General features: G+C 72.2%; 14 protein-coding genes. 5 read left to right on the plus strand and 9 right to left on the minus strand.

Translation table 11 applies throughout. From position 1 onward, the window contains the following. The first annotated feature begins 265 nt into the window (after positions 1-265). Positions 266-1,888 (plus strand): glycosyltransferase family 4 protein, encoded by a 1,623-nt coding sequence (locus tag ACQEVS_RS03930; protein WP_433015246.1) that lies wholly within the window; start codon positions 266-268, stop codon positions 1,886-1,888. 179 nt (positions 1,889-2,067) lie between these two features. After that, on the plus strand, positions 2,068-3,432 hold the full coding sequence (locus tag ACQEVS_RS03935) for an NAD(P)/FAD-dependent oxidoreductase (protein ID WP_433015249.1): 1,365 nt from the start codon (positions 2,068-2,070) through the stop codon (positions 3,430-3,432). A 25-nt stretch (positions 3,433-3,457) separates the two neighbouring features. On the opposite strand, the gene ACQEVS_RS03940 is transcribed toward ACQEVS_RS03935, so the two are convergent. After that, a complete protein-coding gene (locus tag ACQEVS_RS03940; RefSeq protein ID WP_433015252.1) occupies positions 3,458-4,123 on the minus strand; it encodes a DUF1345 domain-containing protein in 666 nt (221 codons plus the stop codon). Positions 4,124-4,324: 201 nt separating this feature from the next. On the opposite strand from ACQEVS_RS03940, the gene ACQEVS_RS03945 reads away from it, so the two are divergent. Together ACQEVS_RS03945 and ACQEVS_RS03950 are read left to right on the plus strand one after the other, a co-directional pair. Beyond that, on the plus strand, positions 4,325-4,996 hold the full coding sequence (locus tag ACQEVS_RS03945; RefSeq protein ID WP_433015255.1) for a TetR/AcrR family transcriptional regulator: 672 nt from the start codon (positions 4,325-4,327) through the stop codon (positions 4,994-4,996). Positions 4,997-5,125: 129 nt separating this feature from the next. Continuing rightward, positions 5,126-5,668, plus strand: coding sequence for an N-acetyltransferase family protein (locus tag ACQEVS_RS03950; RefSeq protein WP_433015258.1), 543 nt, complete (start codon positions 5,126-5,128; stop codon positions 5,666-5,668). A gap of 10 nt (positions 5,669-5,678) precedes the next feature. Here the strand turns inward: ACQEVS_RS03950 and ACQEVS_RS03955 are convergent, their stop codons facing one another. From ACQEVS_RS03955 to ACQEVS_RS03975, 5 genes are all read right to left on the minus strand, one after another. Further along, positions 5,679-6,935, minus strand: coding sequence for a DUF6986 family protein (locus ACQEVS_RS03955; protein WP_433015261.1), 1,257 nt, complete (start codon positions 6,933-6,935; stop codon positions 5,679-5,681). 164 nt (positions 6,936-7,099) lie between these two features. Continuing rightward, on the minus strand, positions 7,100-8,062 hold the full coding sequence (locus tag ACQEVS_RS03960) for an electron transfer flavoprotein subunit alpha/FixB family protein (RefSeq protein ID WP_433015264.1): 963 nt from the start codon (positions 8,060-8,062) through the stop codon (positions 7,100-7,102). A 70-nt stretch (positions 8,063-8,132) separates the two neighbouring features. Continuing rightward, positions 8,133-8,918 carry an electron transfer flavoprotein subunit beta/FixA family protein gene (locus ACQEVS_RS03965; protein WP_004938466.1) on the minus strand — a complete coding sequence of 262 codons (786 nt, stop codon included), beginning with the start codon at positions 8,916-8,918 and terminating at the stop codon, positions 8,133-8,135. A 187-nt stretch (positions 8,919-9,105) separates the two neighbouring features. Further along, positions 9,106-9,612: a flavin reductase family protein gene (locus tag ACQEVS_RS03970; protein WP_433015268.1), complete on the minus strand. Its 507-nt coding sequence runs from the start codon at positions 9,610-9,612 to the stop codon at positions 9,106-9,108. A 346-nt stretch (positions 9,613-9,958) separates the two neighbouring features. Next, positions 9,959-10,300, minus strand: a complete 342-nt coding sequence (locus tag ACQEVS_RS03975) for a TlpA family protein disulfide reductase (protein WP_433015271.1) — start codon at positions 10,298-10,300, stop codon at positions 9,959-9,961. 313 nt (positions 10,301-10,613) lie between these two features. On the opposite strand from ACQEVS_RS03975, the gene ACQEVS_RS03980 reads away from it, so the two are divergent. After that, positions 10,614-11,342, plus strand: coding sequence for a lysophospholipid acyltransferase family protein (locus tag ACQEVS_RS03980; protein WP_433015274.1), 729 nt, complete (start codon positions 10,614-10,616; stop codon positions 11,340-11,342). A gap of 259 nt (positions 11,343-11,601) precedes the next feature. On the opposite strand, the gene ACQEVS_RS03985 is transcribed toward ACQEVS_RS03980, so the two are convergent. The 3 genes from ACQEVS_RS03985 to ACQEVS_RS03995 are packed head-to-tail and all read right to left on the minus strand — an operon-like array spanning position 11,602 to position 14,905. Continuing rightward, the gene (locus ACQEVS_RS03985) at positions 11,602-12,669 is read right to left on the minus strand and encodes a threonine aldolase family protein (protein WP_433015277.1); all 1,068 of its coding nucleotides are present in this window, start codon (positions 12,667-12,669) and stop codon (positions 11,602-11,604) included. Beyond that, a complete protein-coding gene (locus ACQEVS_RS03990; protein ID WP_433027237.1) occupies positions 12,666-13,439 on the minus strand; it encodes an SDR family NAD(P)-dependent oxidoreductase in 774 nt (257 codons plus the stop codon). Before ACQEVS_RS03990 ends, ACQEVS_RS03985 begins: the two co-directional genes overlap by 4 nt. 59 nt (positions 13,440-13,498) lie before the next feature. Continuing rightward, positions 13,499-14,905: a DUF6421 family protein gene (locus ACQEVS_RS03995; RefSeq protein WP_433015280.1), complete on the minus strand. Its 1,407-nt coding sequence runs from the start codon at positions 14,903-14,905 to the stop codon at positions 13,499-13,501. Between the last annotated feature and the right edge of the window lie 177 nt (positions 14,906-15,082).

Here is a 15,082-nt window from a genome sequence, read left to right on the forward strand (position 1 = left end):
CCCTTCCATCCCACGAGCAACTCCCCTGCTCGGGCTAGCTACTTGATGCCGCAACGGACTCGGCGCCACCCGCGCGAAGCCGTCGACGCGTCCGCCCGCCGCACATGTCAGCGAACGCGCATCGCCATCCAAGCCGCTTTCGGACATTCGCCGTTGCGCCAAGCATGAGCCCTTCATTGATGAGGGCACGTATCCCATGACAGCGGTACGTGACGAATCAACTTCGTACAGTCACTGCACTGTTGGCGACGAAGGGACGACGTACGTGAGCACGCCCGCCTCGAACCGGTCACTGCGCATCAGCAAGCCCGCCGACGTCACCTACGCCGTCTGGGACACCACGCGCTTCGAGACCCGCGGCACCTCCTGGGTCGCCGTTCCCGGCGCGGAGATCGACCTCAAGCTCGGCCAAGGGCGGCCCTCGCTCGGCGCCCTGTTCGTGGCCACGTTCAGCGCGGAGGCGATCTGCGAAGCCCCTGACGACAACGGCGTCTTGAAGGCCACCGTCTTCTTCGGCGACACGCAGGCCGCGCCCGTCAGCGACAACCACCGCTTCGTCACCGCCCGAGGCCACGGCGAGTGGTCCAGCCACACCCCGCGCGCGCCTGAGCGTCCCCGCCGGCGGAACCGCCGTGCTCTGGACGGCCGTCGGGGCCGCCGGGAACGCTCCCGTCGGCACCACGGCACTCACCTTCACCGTCGGCACCGAGGAGTCGTCCTCGAACCCCGTCCACGTCACTTCGTCCCCCGAAGACTGAACGGCGGCGGCCGTCGTCCGCACCGCGTTCCCGCACCACCCCACCCCCGGAGGGAGTACTCGTACGTGAACACGGTGGCGCCCCACCGGCCCAGACCGGCCGCGACCCCCACCACCGGGGCCATGACCATCGTGGCCCGGGTGTACGGCTATCCGCCGACCCACAACGCGGGCTCCGAGTGGATGCTCCACTCGATGCTCCGCCCGCTGGCCGAACGCGGCCACCGCGTGACCGTCTGGCTGTCGCACCCCGGGGAGATCGAGAGGAGCTACGAGATCGACGGGGTGCGCGTCGTCCCGTACCAGGAGGGTCTCGACTTCACCGCCCACGCGGGCCGGGCCGATCTGCTCCTCTCCCACTTCGAGAACGTCCCGATCGTGGCGGGGCTGGCCCGGGACCGCCGCATACCCCTGGCCGTGATCTGCCACGACGACTTCTCGACGAGCTTTCACAACGCGGCCGGTGCCGACCTGGTCGTCTACAACAGCGAGTGGATCCGGCGGGAGGGCGAGATCTTCTACGCCCACTACCCGCAGGAGTTCCTGCCGCGGCACAGCATCGTCGTCCGCCCGCCCGTGCTCGCGGAGGAGTACCGCACCGAACCCGGCGACCGCGCGACCCTCGTCAACCTCAACCCCGACAAGGGGGGCGACCTCTTCTGGCAGATCGCGGCCTGGACCCCGGAGTGGGACTTCCTGGGCGTCCGCGGCGCGTACGGACAGCAGATCATGCCGCCGCCCCGGCTGCCCAACTGCGAGGTCGTCTCCGGCGTCCCGGGGCAGCGGATGCGGGAGCACGTGTACGGCCGGGCGCGCGTGATGCTGATGCCGAGCCTGTACGAGTCCTGGGGCCGCGTCGCGGTGGAGGCGTTCGCCTCCGGCATCCCCGTGATCGCCCACCCCACCCCGGGCCTCGTGGAATCCCTCGGCGAAGCCGGCATCTTCGCCTACCGCGACGACCTCAACGCCTGGATCCACGCCCTCATGTCCCTGAAGGACCCGGCCACTTGGCAACGCGCCTCCCGCCGCGCGAGGGCCCGCTCCGACGAACTGAGCGCCGTCCCCGACCTGGCCATCTGGTGCGACGCGGTCGAGTCGCTGCGGAGAGCGAACCGGATGCGGTGCCTCTGAGCGTTCCGGCGGCCCCGGCCAGGGCGCGGGCGGCCGCGCCCGCGTCGCGGGGGCCGGAAGCGCCGATGCCGGCAGGCGTGCGGCAGTGGACGCATTTTTCGTAACACTCGTTGCGAAAAATCTCTCCGCTGGTTACGGTGCTGCCGACCGCCGCATTCGGAACGGAGACCAGGATCGACATGCACGACATGGCAGCGAGCGTGGCCGGCTTCGCCGGCGTGACGTATTCGGCGTTCTCCGGCTGGGCCGACCGGCCCACCGATTTCGCCCCGATGCCGGAGGGGGAACTCACGTGCGACATCGCCGTCGTCGGGGGCGGTTACGCCGGCATGGCGACGGCACTGCGGCTGGCCGAGCACGGCGCCGATGTCGTCCTCCTGGAGTCCGGGTTCTGCGGATGGGGCGGCAGTTCGCGCAACGCCGGGTACCTGTCGAACGCGTTGGCAGGCGATCCGCAGCTGCTCGACACGCTGTACGGGCGCCGGCTGCCGGGTCTCGTCCGGTACGCGGACGAGGCGGCCCGCTTCACCGAGAAGCTGATCGGGCGGCTGGCCATCGACTGCGACTACGAGCCCACGGGCAACGTCATCGCCGCCGTCTCCCCGGGACAGCTCCGGCGCACCGAACGCAACGCCGGGATCCTTCAACGCGCGGGGGCGGACGTCGAGTTCGTCGAGGGCCGCGACTTCGGCCTGCCGGACACGTTCCTCGGCGGCGTCTTCGAGCGGGCCGGCGGACTGCTGAACCCCGGCAGGTTCGCGCTCGGTCTGCGTGACGCGCTCCTCGCGTCGGATGTGCGGACGTACGAACGGACCGCCGTGCGCGCGGTCGAGCCGCACGCCTCGGGGGTCGTCGTCAGCGTGGCCGGGGCCCGCGTTCACGCCGAGCGCGTGGTGCTGGCCACCAACGCCTACTCCCGCGACCTCGCGATCGCCCCGAGGCGGATGGTCACTCCGGTCTGGACCAGCCTGGTCGAGACCGAACCGATCGCCCCGGAACGCCTGGCGGCCACCGGCTGGACGAGGCGCAGCGGCATCATCACCCCGCACACGATCCTGGAGAACTACCGGCCCACGCCACACGGCACCGTCATGTTCGGCACCCGGCGGCTCCGGACGACGCGCGGGCCGCTGGGCGCCCGCGAGCCGGACGACGCGGTGGTGGCGGACCTCCTCCGCGGCTTCCACGAGCGGTTCCCGTCGCTCGGCGACGTCGCGCCGCGGCGCGCCTGGGGCGGGTGGATCGCGATGACGTCGTCGCTGCTGCCGATCGCCGGAGAGGCGGCGAAGAACGTCTTCTACGCCATCGGCTGCAACGGCCACGGCCTCGCCCAGTCCCCGTACCTCGGAACGCTGCTCGCCGACCGGCTCGCCGGCGGCCGGACACACGAGGACCTCGCCGCCGTATGGCGGACGCGGCCACGGTTCGCCCCCTCCGTTCTGAGTACGCCGACGCTGCACGCCGCCTGGACGGTCGACCGCGTCTCGGACCGCTTGCACCGCGGCCGGACGTGGTCGTCGCCGCAGCGCCGGCGGTCGCGCTGACGGCCGTTCCGCCGCCGTCGCGACGTCAGCGTCCGCCCAGCGTGGACACCAGGCTCGCGACCGTGACGGTGTTGAAGACGTAGGCGATGACCGTGTTCGCCGCCACGGTCCGCCGCATCTCCCGTGAGGTCACGTTGACGTCGGTGGCGCCGAACGTCGTCATCGCCGCCAGCGCGAAATAGACGTAGTCGGCCCAGGCCGGGGCCTCCTCCCCGGGGAAGTCGAGCGCCCGCTCGTCCTCCACGAGGTTGTCGGCCTGGAAGGTGACCGCGAAGGCCAGCACCACGCAGACCCAGGCGACGACGACCAGCGCGAGGGCCACCAGCGTGCGGGGGATGACGGGGAGGGCGGTGCCGAGGTGGCCGGGAAGCCACAGCACCGCCACCACCAGGGCGGCGGCCGCGATGAGGAGCGACGCCCCGGGCCCGGGCGCGGTTCCGAGGACGTAGCGCTGCAGGAACGTGCCGCGGGCTTCGCGCTGCGCCCAGGACCGGACCTGTTCCGGACTCACCCTCAAGAAGGCGGACAAGGTCAGCGCGAGGTAGGGGAGCAGGTAGGCGAAGAGTACGAACACGCCGATGTCCGCTGTCGAGACGTCCGTCAGGCTGTCGTTGGGGAGGACCGCCGCCGCGCACACCGCGAGGCCCAGGCTCACCGTCGATCGGCGCCGTTCGGAAAGCCAGCGGTGCACGGACGGGCCTCTCTGGACGGCGGCTGTCAGGGTGGCACTGACGGGAAGACCTGAGCGGATGAGCGGTGTCAAGGCTTGAGCGGATGATATGAGAGCTCCGGCGCCTGGGCGGCGGCGTCGCAGGCGTGTCTCGTGGCGATTCCTCCCACGCCGCAAATTCGCACAACGGGCGTTACGTCAACCGTGTGGCAAAATCGCGGGATGCCCGAGAATCCGACCCGCCCCGCGACCGCCCGCGACGGTAGCGGACCGGCCGGGCGGCGCGGACGGCCTACGGGCGACCACGAAGCGCGGCGGGCCGAGCTCCTGGAGGCGGCGGCCTCGGTGATCGCGCGGGAGGGGTACACCAACACCTCCCTGCGCAAGGTGGCCCAGCGCGCGGGGTGCACCACCGGGACGGTGACGTACTACTTCGCGAACAAGGAAGAGCTGGTCGCCGCGGTGGCCGAGAGCCGGTTCGACGCCTTCGACGCCTTGCTCGGCCCCGGCCGGGACCACCCCGGCATCAGGGCGGTCCTGGAACGGTGGCTGTCCCGCGCCGCCGGCGACCCCGAGTTCTGGCCCGTGATGTCCCAACTGCTCGCCCACGCGCGGTACGAGCCGGCCTTCGCCACCGTCATCGAGCGGCGCTACGCCCGCCACCGCGCCATCCTCGCCTCGCTCCTGGCGGCCGGGCAGGCACAGGGCGGCGTCCGCGACGACATCCCCGCCGACCTGCTCGCCGACCAGCTGGCCGCCATCGCCGACGGCTGGATGATGATGTTCCCCATCGAACCCAAGCGGTTCACGGCAGACCGGGTCCAGGCCCTCCTCGACGCCGCGATCACCTTGATCACCCCGCCGCCGGGCGGGCCCCGCGCTCCCGGCGCCTGAGTCCCGGCCCCCACCGGCCGGACCGGCGGCCGCACCCACCGGCCACGACGTCGTCTGTGGGAACGGCCGGCGTCGCCCGAGCGAAGAGGCGAAACAGCGGCGTAACGAGCGCCGCTTACCGTGACCCGCATGAGCACCACGACGAACGGAATCGAGGCGGCCCCGGACACCCGGATACGTCCCGGCGGCGAGGACGACCTCGAAGAGCTGACCCGCATCTACAACCACTACGTCGTGGAGACGCCGATCACCTTCGACATCGAGCCGTTCACCGTGGAAGGGCGGCGCCCTTGGCTGTTGGAGCACCCGGACTCCGGGCCGCACCGACTGCTGGTGGCCGAGCAGGGCGGGAAGCTGCTCGGGTACGCGACGAGCAGTGCCTTCCGGGCGAAGCACGCGTACGCGACGTCCGTGGAGACCACCGTGTACGTGGCGCCCGAGCATGTGGGGCACGGGGTCGGGCGCCTGCTGTACGCCTCGCTGTTCGAGGTGCTGGAGCGGGAGGACGTGCACATGGCGCTCGCCGGGATCACCGTGCCCAACGACGCGTCGCGGCGGCTGCACGAGCGGTTCGGGTTCCGGCCCGTCGGGGTCTACGAGCAGGTGGGCCGGAAGTTCGGCAGGTACTGGGACGTGGCCTGGTTCCAGCGGCGGGTGTCGCGGGAGGGGTGACCACGGGAGGTCACCCGGCGCGGCCCGCCAGGGCGTCGAGTTCCGGGCGGGTGAGGCCCGTCAGCCGAGCGACCTCCGCCGCGTCGGCCGCGCCGCAGTCGACCGCGCGGAGGAGGTGGCCGGCGAGGGAGCGGGCGGTGGCGGGTTCGTCCAGTACGGCACCGCCGTCGGCCGTCCCGCCGCGCGCGTAGGCCGCCAGCCGGGCCGCCGCCGTCTCCAGGCCCTCGCGGTAGAAGCCGTACACCGCCGCGTACCGCGTCGGCAGGTGGGCGGGGTGCATGTCCCAGCCCTGGTGGTAGGCGCGGGCCAACGCCCGGCGGACCAGGGCGTGGTGGTGGCGCCAGGCCGCGTGCACCCGCTCCGTCGGGCCCACCGGGAGGACGTTCGTCGAACCGTCCGAGAGGCGGACGCCCGTGCCCGCCACGGCGACCTGCATGACGGCCTTGGCGTGGTCGGCGGCCGGGTGGTCGGGGGCCTGGTGGTCGGGGGCCACGCCGCAGGCGGCGCTGTAGTCGAAGGTGCCGTAGTGCAGGGCGCTCACCCGGCCCTCCCCCGCGTCCAGCAGCCGCGCGACCGTCGCCCGGCCGTCCGGGCCCAGGACGGCCTGCGTGGTCTCGATCTGGACCTCGAAGCGGATCCGGCCCGCCTCCAGGCCGTGCGCCTTCTCGAACTCCCCCGCCACCTCCGCCATCGCCGTGACCTGTTCGGTGTGGCTGACCTTGGGGAGGGTGAGGACGAGCCCGGCGGGCAGTCCGCCCCTCGCCATGAGGCCCGTGAGGAAGACGTCGAGCGTGCGGACGCCCCGGTCCCGGACCGCCGCCTCCATGGACTTGGCGCGGATGCCGACGAAGGGCGGCGCGCCGCCGTCCGCGACCGCCGCCGCCGTCAACTCGGCCGCCCGCGCGGCCGCTTCGTCCTCCTCGGCGTCGGAGCGGCGGCCGTAGCCGTCCTCGAAGTCGACGCGCAGGTCCTCGACGGGCTCCCGGGCGAGTTTGGCCCGGACGCGGTCGTGGACGGCCGTGGCGTCCAGGCCGAGCGCGGCGGAGAGCGCTTCCGCGTCCGGCGCGTGGGCGTCCAGGGCGGCCAGCGCCCGTTCGCCCCACGTACGGACCGTGTCCGCCGCGAAGGCGTCCGCCGGGACGTAGACCGTGTGCACCGGCTGCCGGGTGCCCGGGTCGCCGGGGTAGCGGCGCGCGAGCTCCGCGTCCACGCCGGCCAGCCGGGCCGCGAGGCGGTCGGTCAGCGTGCTGTCGAAGGTCGTCGTCACGCTCCGGTGCACAGGGCCCCACCCGCCAATCCACCGCCGGGAGTTCAACAGTTCGTTGAAGCTAGCCGCGCCCGCGGCCCGTGGTCAACACCCCGGGAAACGCGACGGGCCCCCGCACGCCGCCGCGCGCGGGAGCCCTGAGAGCGGCCCCTGACGGGGAGGGATCAGCCCTTGCGGGCCTTGATCTCGTCCGTCAGCTGCGGGACGACCTCGAAGAGGTCGCCGACGACGCCGTAGTCGACCAGCTCGAAGATCGGCGCCTCCTCGTCCTTGTTGATGGCGACGATCGTCTTCGAGGTCTGCATGCCGGCCCGGTGCTGGATGGCGCCGGAGATGCCCGCCGCGATGTAGAGCTGCGGGGAGACCGACTTGCCGGTCTGGCCGACCTGGTTGGTGTGCGGGTACCAGCCGGCGTCCACCGCGGCGCGGGAGGCGCCGACGGCACCGCCGAGCGAGTCCGCCAGGGCCTCGATCAGCGGGAAGTTCTCGGCGCCGTTGACGCCGCGGCCGCCGGAGACCACGATCGCGGCCTCGGTCAGCTCGGGGCGGCCGGTCGACTCGCGCGGGGTGCGGGAGACGACCTTGGTGCCGGTGGCCAGCTCGCCGAAGGTGACGGACAGCTGCTCGACCCTGCCCGCGGCCGGGGCGGCCTCGGGGGCGGCGGAGTTGGGCTTCACGGTGATGACCGGGGTGCCCTTGGTGACGCGGGACTTGGTGGAGTACGAGGCCGCGAAGACGGACTGCGTGGCCACCGGGCCCTCGGCGCCGGCCTCCAGGTCGACGGCGTCGGTGATGAGGCCGCCGCCGACGCGGAGCGCGAGGCGGGCCGCGATCTCCTTGCCCTCGGCGGAGGACGGGACGAGCACGGCGGCCGGGTTGACGGCGTCGTACGCGGCCTGGAGGGCGTCCACCTTGGGGACGACCAGGTAGTCCGCGAACTCGGCGGCGTCGGCGGTCAGCACCTTGACGGCACCGTACTCGCCGAGCACCTTCGCGGCCTCGTCGGCGCCGGCGCCGAGGTGGACGGCGACGGGCTCGCCGATGCGGCGGGCGAGGGTGAGCAGTTCGAGGGTGGGCTTGCGGACGGCGCCGTCCACGTGGTCTACGTAGACGAGGACTTCAGCCATGGCGTTGCTCTCCTGCGGGAAGTGTGAGGGCGGTTGCGGGGTTCCGGGCTCAGACGAACTTCTGGCCCGCTCAGACGAACTTCTGGCCCGCGAGGAACTCGGCGAGCTGCTTGCCGCCCTCGCCCTCGTCCTTGACGATCGTGCCGGCCGTGCGGGCCGGGCGCTCGGCGGCGCTGTCGACCTTGGTCCAGGCGCCGTCGAGGCCGACCTCGTCCGCCTCGATGCCCAGGTCGGACAGGTCCAGCGACTCCACCGGCTTCTTCTTCGCGGCCATGATGCCCTTGAAGGAGGGGTAACGCGCCTCGCCCGACTGGTCGGTGACGGAGACGACGGCCGGGAGGGCGGCCTCCAGCTGCTCGGTGGCGGCGTCGCCGTCGCGGCGGCCGGTCACCTTGCCGTCCTCGACCGCGACCTGGGAGAGCAGGGAGACCTGCGGGACGCCCAGGCGCTCGGCGAGGAGGGCCGGGAGGACGCCCATGCCGCCGTCGGTGGAGGCCATGCCGCAGACGACCAGGTCGTAGCCGACGTGCTCGACGGCCTTGGCGAGCACCAGCGAGGTGCCCATGACGTCGGTGCCGTGCAGGTCGTCGTCCTCGACGTGGACGGCCTTGTGCGCCCCCATGGAGAGCGCCTTGCGCAGCGCGTCCTTGGCGTCCTCGGGGCCGACGGTGAGCACGGTGATCTCCGCGTCATCGGCCTCGTCGGCGATCTGCAGCGCCTGCTCGACCGCGTACTCGTCGAGCTCCGAGAGCAGGCCGTCCACGTCGTCGCGGTCGACGGTCAGGTCCTCGGCGAAGTGCCGGTCGCCGGTGGCGTCGGGCACGTACTTCACACAGACAACGATCCTCAAGCTCACGCCGGCTCTCCTACTGCATCGTCTCTTCAAAGCTGCCTTGGCAGGCAGCATAGGCGCCTTGGGGGGCGGATCCCGGGCGGGGCCGCTGAAGCCCGTACCGGAATGTTACTCGTCAGTACATCGAGCGTGTCACCCGAGCGCAAGGCCGTTGACCTGTGATGTGCCCAACGCGCGGGGCAGGGACGTCTCAGTCCCGCAAACCGTTGAAGCGTCCCTGGTGGTAGAGCAGGGGACGGCCCGTCCCGGCGGCCTCGCCCGTCACCGCCTCGGCGAGGAAGAGGCAGTGGTCACCGGCGGGCACCCGGGCCACCACCCGGCACACCAGCCACGCCAGCACGCCCTCCAGCAGAGGCACCCCCTCCGGCCCGGCACGCCACCGAGTGGGCGCGGCGAAGCGGTCGGCGCCGCTGCGGGCGAAGACGGCGGCCAGCTCCCGCTGGTGCTCGCCGAGTATGTGCACGCCGACGTGTTCGGCCTCGGCCAGGACGGGCCAGCTGGACGAGCCGGTGCCGGCGCCGAACGAGACGACCGGGGGCTCGGCGGCCACGGAGGTCAGGGAGGTGGCGGTGAATCCGACGGGGCGGTCGCCCTGCGCGGTGATCACGGCCACGCCGGCGGCGTGCCGGCGGAAGACCGAGCGCAGCAGCTCGGGACCGGCGGCGCGGAGGGTGCTGAGGTCAGGCGAGACCGACATGGGCTGTCCCCTTCAAGTCGAACAAGTCGAGCCGGAGTGGTGCGGTCGCGGATACTCACGGGCTCGGACAGCGCGTGCCGACTGTCACCGGTACGTCCACGTACGTGTCTAACTGCGAGAGAAGTCCAGGCCACATGGCGTCACCTTGACGAGGCGCGGCGAGCGGCGTCAAGGGCCGCCGGACGGATGGGACTCGGATCACCATGATCCGCGGCGGGGGGCGGCTGTTCGCGGCCTTCTCGCGGCTCAGGGTCCCTTCGTCACGCGACTTCTTCGCGTCACGTCGCTTCTTCGCGACTCAGTTCCCTCGTCACACGGCTTCTTCGCGTCACGCCGCTTCTTCGCGTCACGCGTTCCCCACGGCCGCCCCGAGCGCCGCGATGACGTGCGCCTTGCGCGGTTCGCCCTCCGCGCGGCGCACGACGCGGCCGTCGGCGTCGAGGACGAGGACGGTCGGCGTCGCGGCGATGTCCAGGGATCTGACGAGGCCGAGCCGGGCCTCGGCGTCGATCTCCACGTGGGCGACGCCCTCGACCATGCCCGCGACGTCGGCGAGGACCCGCCGGGTGGCCCGGCACGGCCGGCAGAACGCGCTGGAGAACTGCACGAGGGTGGCCCGCTCGCCCAGCTCCGCGCCGAGCGCGGCGGCGTCCAGCCGCGGCGCGCCGGCCTCTTCCTGTTGCCGCACGTCCGTCCTTCCGTCTCTCGCCGTGACGCGGGTCCGGCTACCCGCGCCGTCCTGTTCGACGCCGTTTCCCACCACGGCGTTCCGTCTCTCCGTCCAGCATCGCCGCAGGTGGAGGAATTCCCGCCGGAACCCCCGCCGTCTCCCCAGCCAATCCGGCAAATCGGACGACGTGATGAGGATCTCGCGGCCGAGAACGGCCCCTGACTGGCTTGCGGGCCGGACATTCGGGCACGATCTGCCGGAAGCCGCCACCCTACGGCTGCGTAACTTCAGCGGGAGCATCCTCCCCAGGCCCCCGAAGGACATAACCGATATGGCAGAGCTCGTGTACCCCCCGGTCATCGGCGCCGCCCGCACCCTGTTCAAGGCCGCCGACCTGCGCCTCGACGTCCAGGGCACCGAGCATGTGCCACAGCGCGGCGGGGCCGTGCTGGTGAGCAACCACATCGGCTACCTCGACTTCGTCTTCTGCGGTCTCGCCGCCCGGCCGGCGAAGCGGCTGGTGCGCTTCATGGCCAAGGAGTCGGTCTTCCGGCACAAGGTGTCGGGGCCGCTGATGCGGGCCATGAAGCACATCCCCGTCGACCGCTCGGCGGGCCTCGACGCGTACAAGCACGCGCTGTCGGCGCTGCGCTCGGGGGAGATCGTCGGGGTGTTCCCCGAGGCGACGATCTCGCCCTCCTTCACCCTGAAGACCTTCAAGACCGGCGCGGCGCGGCTCGCGCAGGAGGCCGGTGTCCCGCTGCTGCCGATGGCCCTGTGGGGCACACAGCGCCTGTGGACCAAGGGACGCAAGCGGAACCTGGGGCGCAGCCATATACCGGTGGCGATCCGGGTGGGGGCTCCCGTCGAGGCGGAGCCGGACGAGCCGGCGGAGAAGGTCACCGAGCGGCTGCGGGCCCGGGTGCAGGAGCTGCTGGAGGCGGCGCAGCGGGCGTACCCGGTGCGGCCGAAGGGCCCGGACGACACGTGGTGGGTGCCGGCGCACCTGGGCGGGACGGCGCCGACGCCGGCCCAGGCGGCGGCGATGGAAGGCGTCTGAGGCGTCACGGCGCCCGAAGGCACCTGAAGAGCGTCTGAAGGCGTCTGTAGGCACTTGATGGAAAGGCGCGTGAAGGCGCAGGCCGTGAAGGCGCGCGAGGGGCGCTGGAGGGCGTCCAGGAGCCGGGAAAGGCACCGAGGGGCGCCCGGGTGTCCCCCGCTCCCCCACGCGCGCCATCACGCCCCCGGACGGGACAGGACGACGGAAGGCCCCGCACTCCCACGAGTGCGGGGCCTTCCGGCCGTTCTCCGGCGCCGGGTCACCCCCGCGCCATCTCCTCCTTGACGAGCTGGACGAACGCGTCCACGTCGTCCTCCGTGGTGTCGAAGGAGCACATCCAGCGGACGTCGCCCGCCGCCTCGTCCCAGAAGTAGAAGCGGTACCACTTCTGCAGCCGCTCGCTCACCTCGCGCGGCAGGCGCGCGAAGACGGCGTTCGACTCGACGGGGTGCAGCACCTCGACGCCGTCGACGGCCCGAACGCCCTCGGCGAGGCGGGCGGCCATCGCGTTGGCGTGGGACGCGCTCCGCAGCCAGAGGTCGCCGGCCAGCAGCGCCTCGAACTGCACCGAGACGAAGCGCATCTTGGAGGCGAGCTGCATCGACAGCTTGCGCAGGTGCTTCATCGCCTTGACCGCGCCCGGGTTCAGCACGACGACGCACTCGCCGAACAGCAGCCCGTTCTTGGTGCCGCCGAAGGAGAGCAGGTCGACGCCGGCGTCGGTGGTGAAGGCGCGCAGCGGAACGCCCAGCGTGGCCGCGGCGTTGGCGGCGCGCGAGCCGTCCAGGTGGACCCTCATGCCCCGCTCGTGGGCGTGGTCGCAGATCTCCCGGATCTCCTCGGGGGTGTAGCAGGTCCCGAGTTCGGTGGTCTGGGCGATCGAGACGACCTGCGGCTGCGCGCGGTGCTCGTCGTCCCAGCCCCACGCCTCGCGGTCGATGAGCTCGGGCGTGAGCTTGCCGTGCGGGGTGGGGACGGTGAGCAGCTTCAGCCCGCCGACGCGCTCGGGCGCGCCGCACTCGTCGACGTTGATGTGGGCCGACGCGGCGCAGATCACCGCGCCCCACCGCTCCGTCACCGCCTGGAGGGCGACGACGTTGGCGCCCGTGCCGTTGAAGACGGGGAACGCCTCGGCGGTGGGCCCGAAGTGGGAGCGGAACACCTCCTGGAGGTGCTCGGTGTACCGGTCCTCCCCGTACGCGATCTGGTGGCCGCCGTTGGCGAGGGCGAGGGCCGCGAGGACCTCCGGGTGCGCGCCGGCGTAGTTGTCACTGGCGAAGCCGCGGACCCGGGGGTCGTGCCGGCGTATCGCGTCGGTCTCGCTCACGTGTGGGGAGTCAGCCACAGACGGGTTCCGTTCACTTCCGAGGCGGGCTTCGCCCAGACGCCGACGATGGCCTCGGCGAGGTCCTTGACGTCGGTGAAGCCCGCGAACTTGGCGTTGGGGCGTTCGGCGCGCATGGCGTCGTGCACCAGGGCCTTGATGATCACGATGGTGGCGGCGGCGGAGGGGCCACCGCCCTCCGCGGGGTCGCCGCCGGCCTTGCGGAAGGCGTCGCCCAGGGCCAGCGTCCACGCCTCGGCCGCCGACTTGGCGGCGGCGTACGCGGCGTTGCCCGCGGTGGGCTTGCTCGCGCCGGCGGCGCTGACCAGCACGTACCGGCCGTTGCCGCTGCGGTTGAGGGCGCCCTCGAAGGCCAGCGAGGTGTGCTGGACCGTACGGATGAGCAGCTTCTCCAGCAGCTCCCAGTCGGCGGGGTCGGTCTCGGCGAAGGTCGCCGAGCCGCGCCAGCCGCCCACCAGGTGGACCAGGCCGTCGACGCGCCCGAACTCCTTCTCCGTGCGGTCGGCCCAGGTGCGGGTGGCGTCCAGGTCGAGCAGGTCCACGGTGTCGCCGATGACGGTGGCGCCGCCGTGGGCGTAGCGGGCCGCGTCCACCGCCTCGGCGAGGCGGGCCGCGTCCGCGTCGGCGGCGACGACCGTCGCCCCCGCCTCGGCCAGCCGCAGCAGGGCCGCGCGGCCGGCCGGGCCGGCCGCTCCCGCCACCGCCACTACGGCGCCGTCCAGCCGGCCGTCGCCGTTGGTCGGAGTGCTCATGGTCGTCGCCTCCTCGTTCCCCGCGCTGTTCTCGGTGTTCCCCGCGCTGTTTCCCGTGCTCACGCGGCCACCTTCGTCACGCTCGCCGCGGTGATCCCCTTGGTCGAGGCGATCACGGTCCGCAGCTTCTTGGCAAGGGCCTCGTAGAACATGCTGAGCGGGAACTCGTCCGGAAGCACGTCGTCCACGAGCTTGCGCGGCGGCAGGCTCAGGTCCAGGGCGTCGGGGCCCTTGGCCCAGGTGGAGCCGGGGTGGGGGGCCAGGTACGTCGAGACGAGCTCGTAGGCGGCGAGCCAGTGGACGAGCTTGGGGCGGTCGATGCCGTCGCGGTACAGCTTCTCGATCTCGCCGCACAGCCGGTTGGTGATCTGCGGGGCGCGGTCCCAGTCGATGTGGAGGGTGTTGTCCGTCCAGCGTACGACGTCGTGCCGGTGCAGGTAGGCGAAGAGGAGCTGGCCGCCGAGGCCGTCGTAGTTGCGGACGCGCTCGCCGGTGACCGGGAAGCGGAACATCCGGTCGAAGAGCACGGCGTACTGCACGTCGCGGCCCTGGGCGTATCCGTCGGCCTCCAGCTTCACGGCCTCCTTGAAGGCGGTGAGGTCGCAGCGCAGCTCCTCCAGGCCGTACATCCAGAACGGCTGCCGCTGCTTGATCATGAAGGGGTCGAACGGCAGGTCGCCGTGGCTGTGCGTCCGGTCGTGGATCATGTCCCACAGGACGAACGCCTGCTGGCAGCGCTGCTGGTCGTGGAGCATGGCGGCGATGTCGTCCGGGAGCCGGAGGCCGAGGATGTCCACGGCCGCGTCGGTGACCCGGCGGAAGCGGGCGGCCTCGCGGTCGCAGAAGATGCCGCCCCAGGTGAAGCGGTCGGGGGCCTCGCGGACGGCGATGGTCTCCGGGAAGAGGACGGCGGAGTTGGTGTCGTAACCCGCGGTGAAGTCCTCGAAGGTGATGCCGAGGAAGAGGGGGTTGTCGTAGCGGGTGCGCTCCAGCTCGGACAGCCACTCGGGCCATACGACGCGCAGGACGACGGCCTCCAGGTTGCGGTCCGGATTCCCGTTCTGGGTGTACATGGGGAAGACGACCAGGTGCTGCCGGCCGTCGACGCGCCGCTCGGCGGGGCGGAAGGCGAGCAGCGAGTCCAGGAAGTCCGGCACGGCGAAGCCGGAGTCCGCCCATTTCCGCAGGTCAGAGACGAGGGCGGCGTGGTAGGCGGCGTCGTGCGGGAGGAGCGGCGAGAGCTGCTCGACGGCGGCGACGACCCGCTCCGTCTCGGCCCGTACGAGCTCGCCCGGCGGGGCGCCGTCGGCTGCCAGGTCGATCGAGCCGTCGGCGGACTGCCACGGCCTGATCGTCTCGACGGCGTCCTTGAGCTGCGTCCAGGCGGGGTGCCCGGTGACGCTCTCCACGGACGCCTCGGACGATTCGTCGGCGGCTATCGCCCTTGACGCGAGAATTTCCGTCATGACAACCCCTTCCCGGGAGGACCTGGCGTTAAGACACCGTATCCATGCGTGGTTCTCCTCCTCAAGGGGTGCTGCTGCAAATTATCCTGCCGGGCCCGGGGGGCCGCCGTCGTTTTTCCTGTCGGAGGCTGCCGAAAGCGAGAGACCTGCGCGAGGCCGCCGGATGCGGAGCGTCCG

This window comes from Streptomyces sp. CA-181903 (assembly GCF_050937075.1).
Taxonomy (GTDB): Bacteria; Actinomycetota; Actinomycetes; order Streptomycetales; family Streptomycetaceae; genus Streptomyces.

Coding starts and splice junctions, on each gene's coding strand:
- ACQEVS_RS03935 (WP_433015249.1), top strand. CDS start 2,068: ATGCACGACATGGCAGCGAGCGTGGCCGGCTTCGCCGGCGTGACGTAT.
- ACQEVS_RS03945 (WP_433015255.1), top strand. CDS start 4,325: ATGCCCGAGAATCCGACCCGCCCCGCGACCGCCCGCGACGGTAGCGGA.
- ACQEVS_RS03950 (WP_433015258.1), top strand. CDS start 5,126: ATGAGCACCACGACGAACGGAATCGAGGCGGCCCCGGACACCCGGATA.
- ACQEVS_RS03960 (WP_433015264.1), bottom strand. CDS start 8,062: ATGGCTGAAGTCCTCGTCTACGTAGACCACGTGGACGGCGCCGTCCGC.
- ACQEVS_RS03970 (WP_433015268.1), bottom strand. CDS start 9,612: ATGTCGGTCTCGCCTGACCTCAGCACCCTCCGCGCCGCCGGTCCCGAG.
- ACQEVS_RS03980 (WP_433015274.1), top strand. CDS start 10,614: ATGGCAGAGCTCGTGTACCCCCCGGTCATCGGCGCCGCCCGCACCCTG.
- ACQEVS_RS03990 (WP_433027237.1), bottom strand. CDS start 13,439: ATGAGCACTCCGACCAACGGCGACGGCCGGCTGGACGGCGCCGTAGTG.
- ACQEVS_RS03995 (WP_433015280.1), bottom strand. CDS start 14,905: ATGACGGAAATTCTCGCGTCAAGGGCGATAGCCGCCGACGAATCGTCC.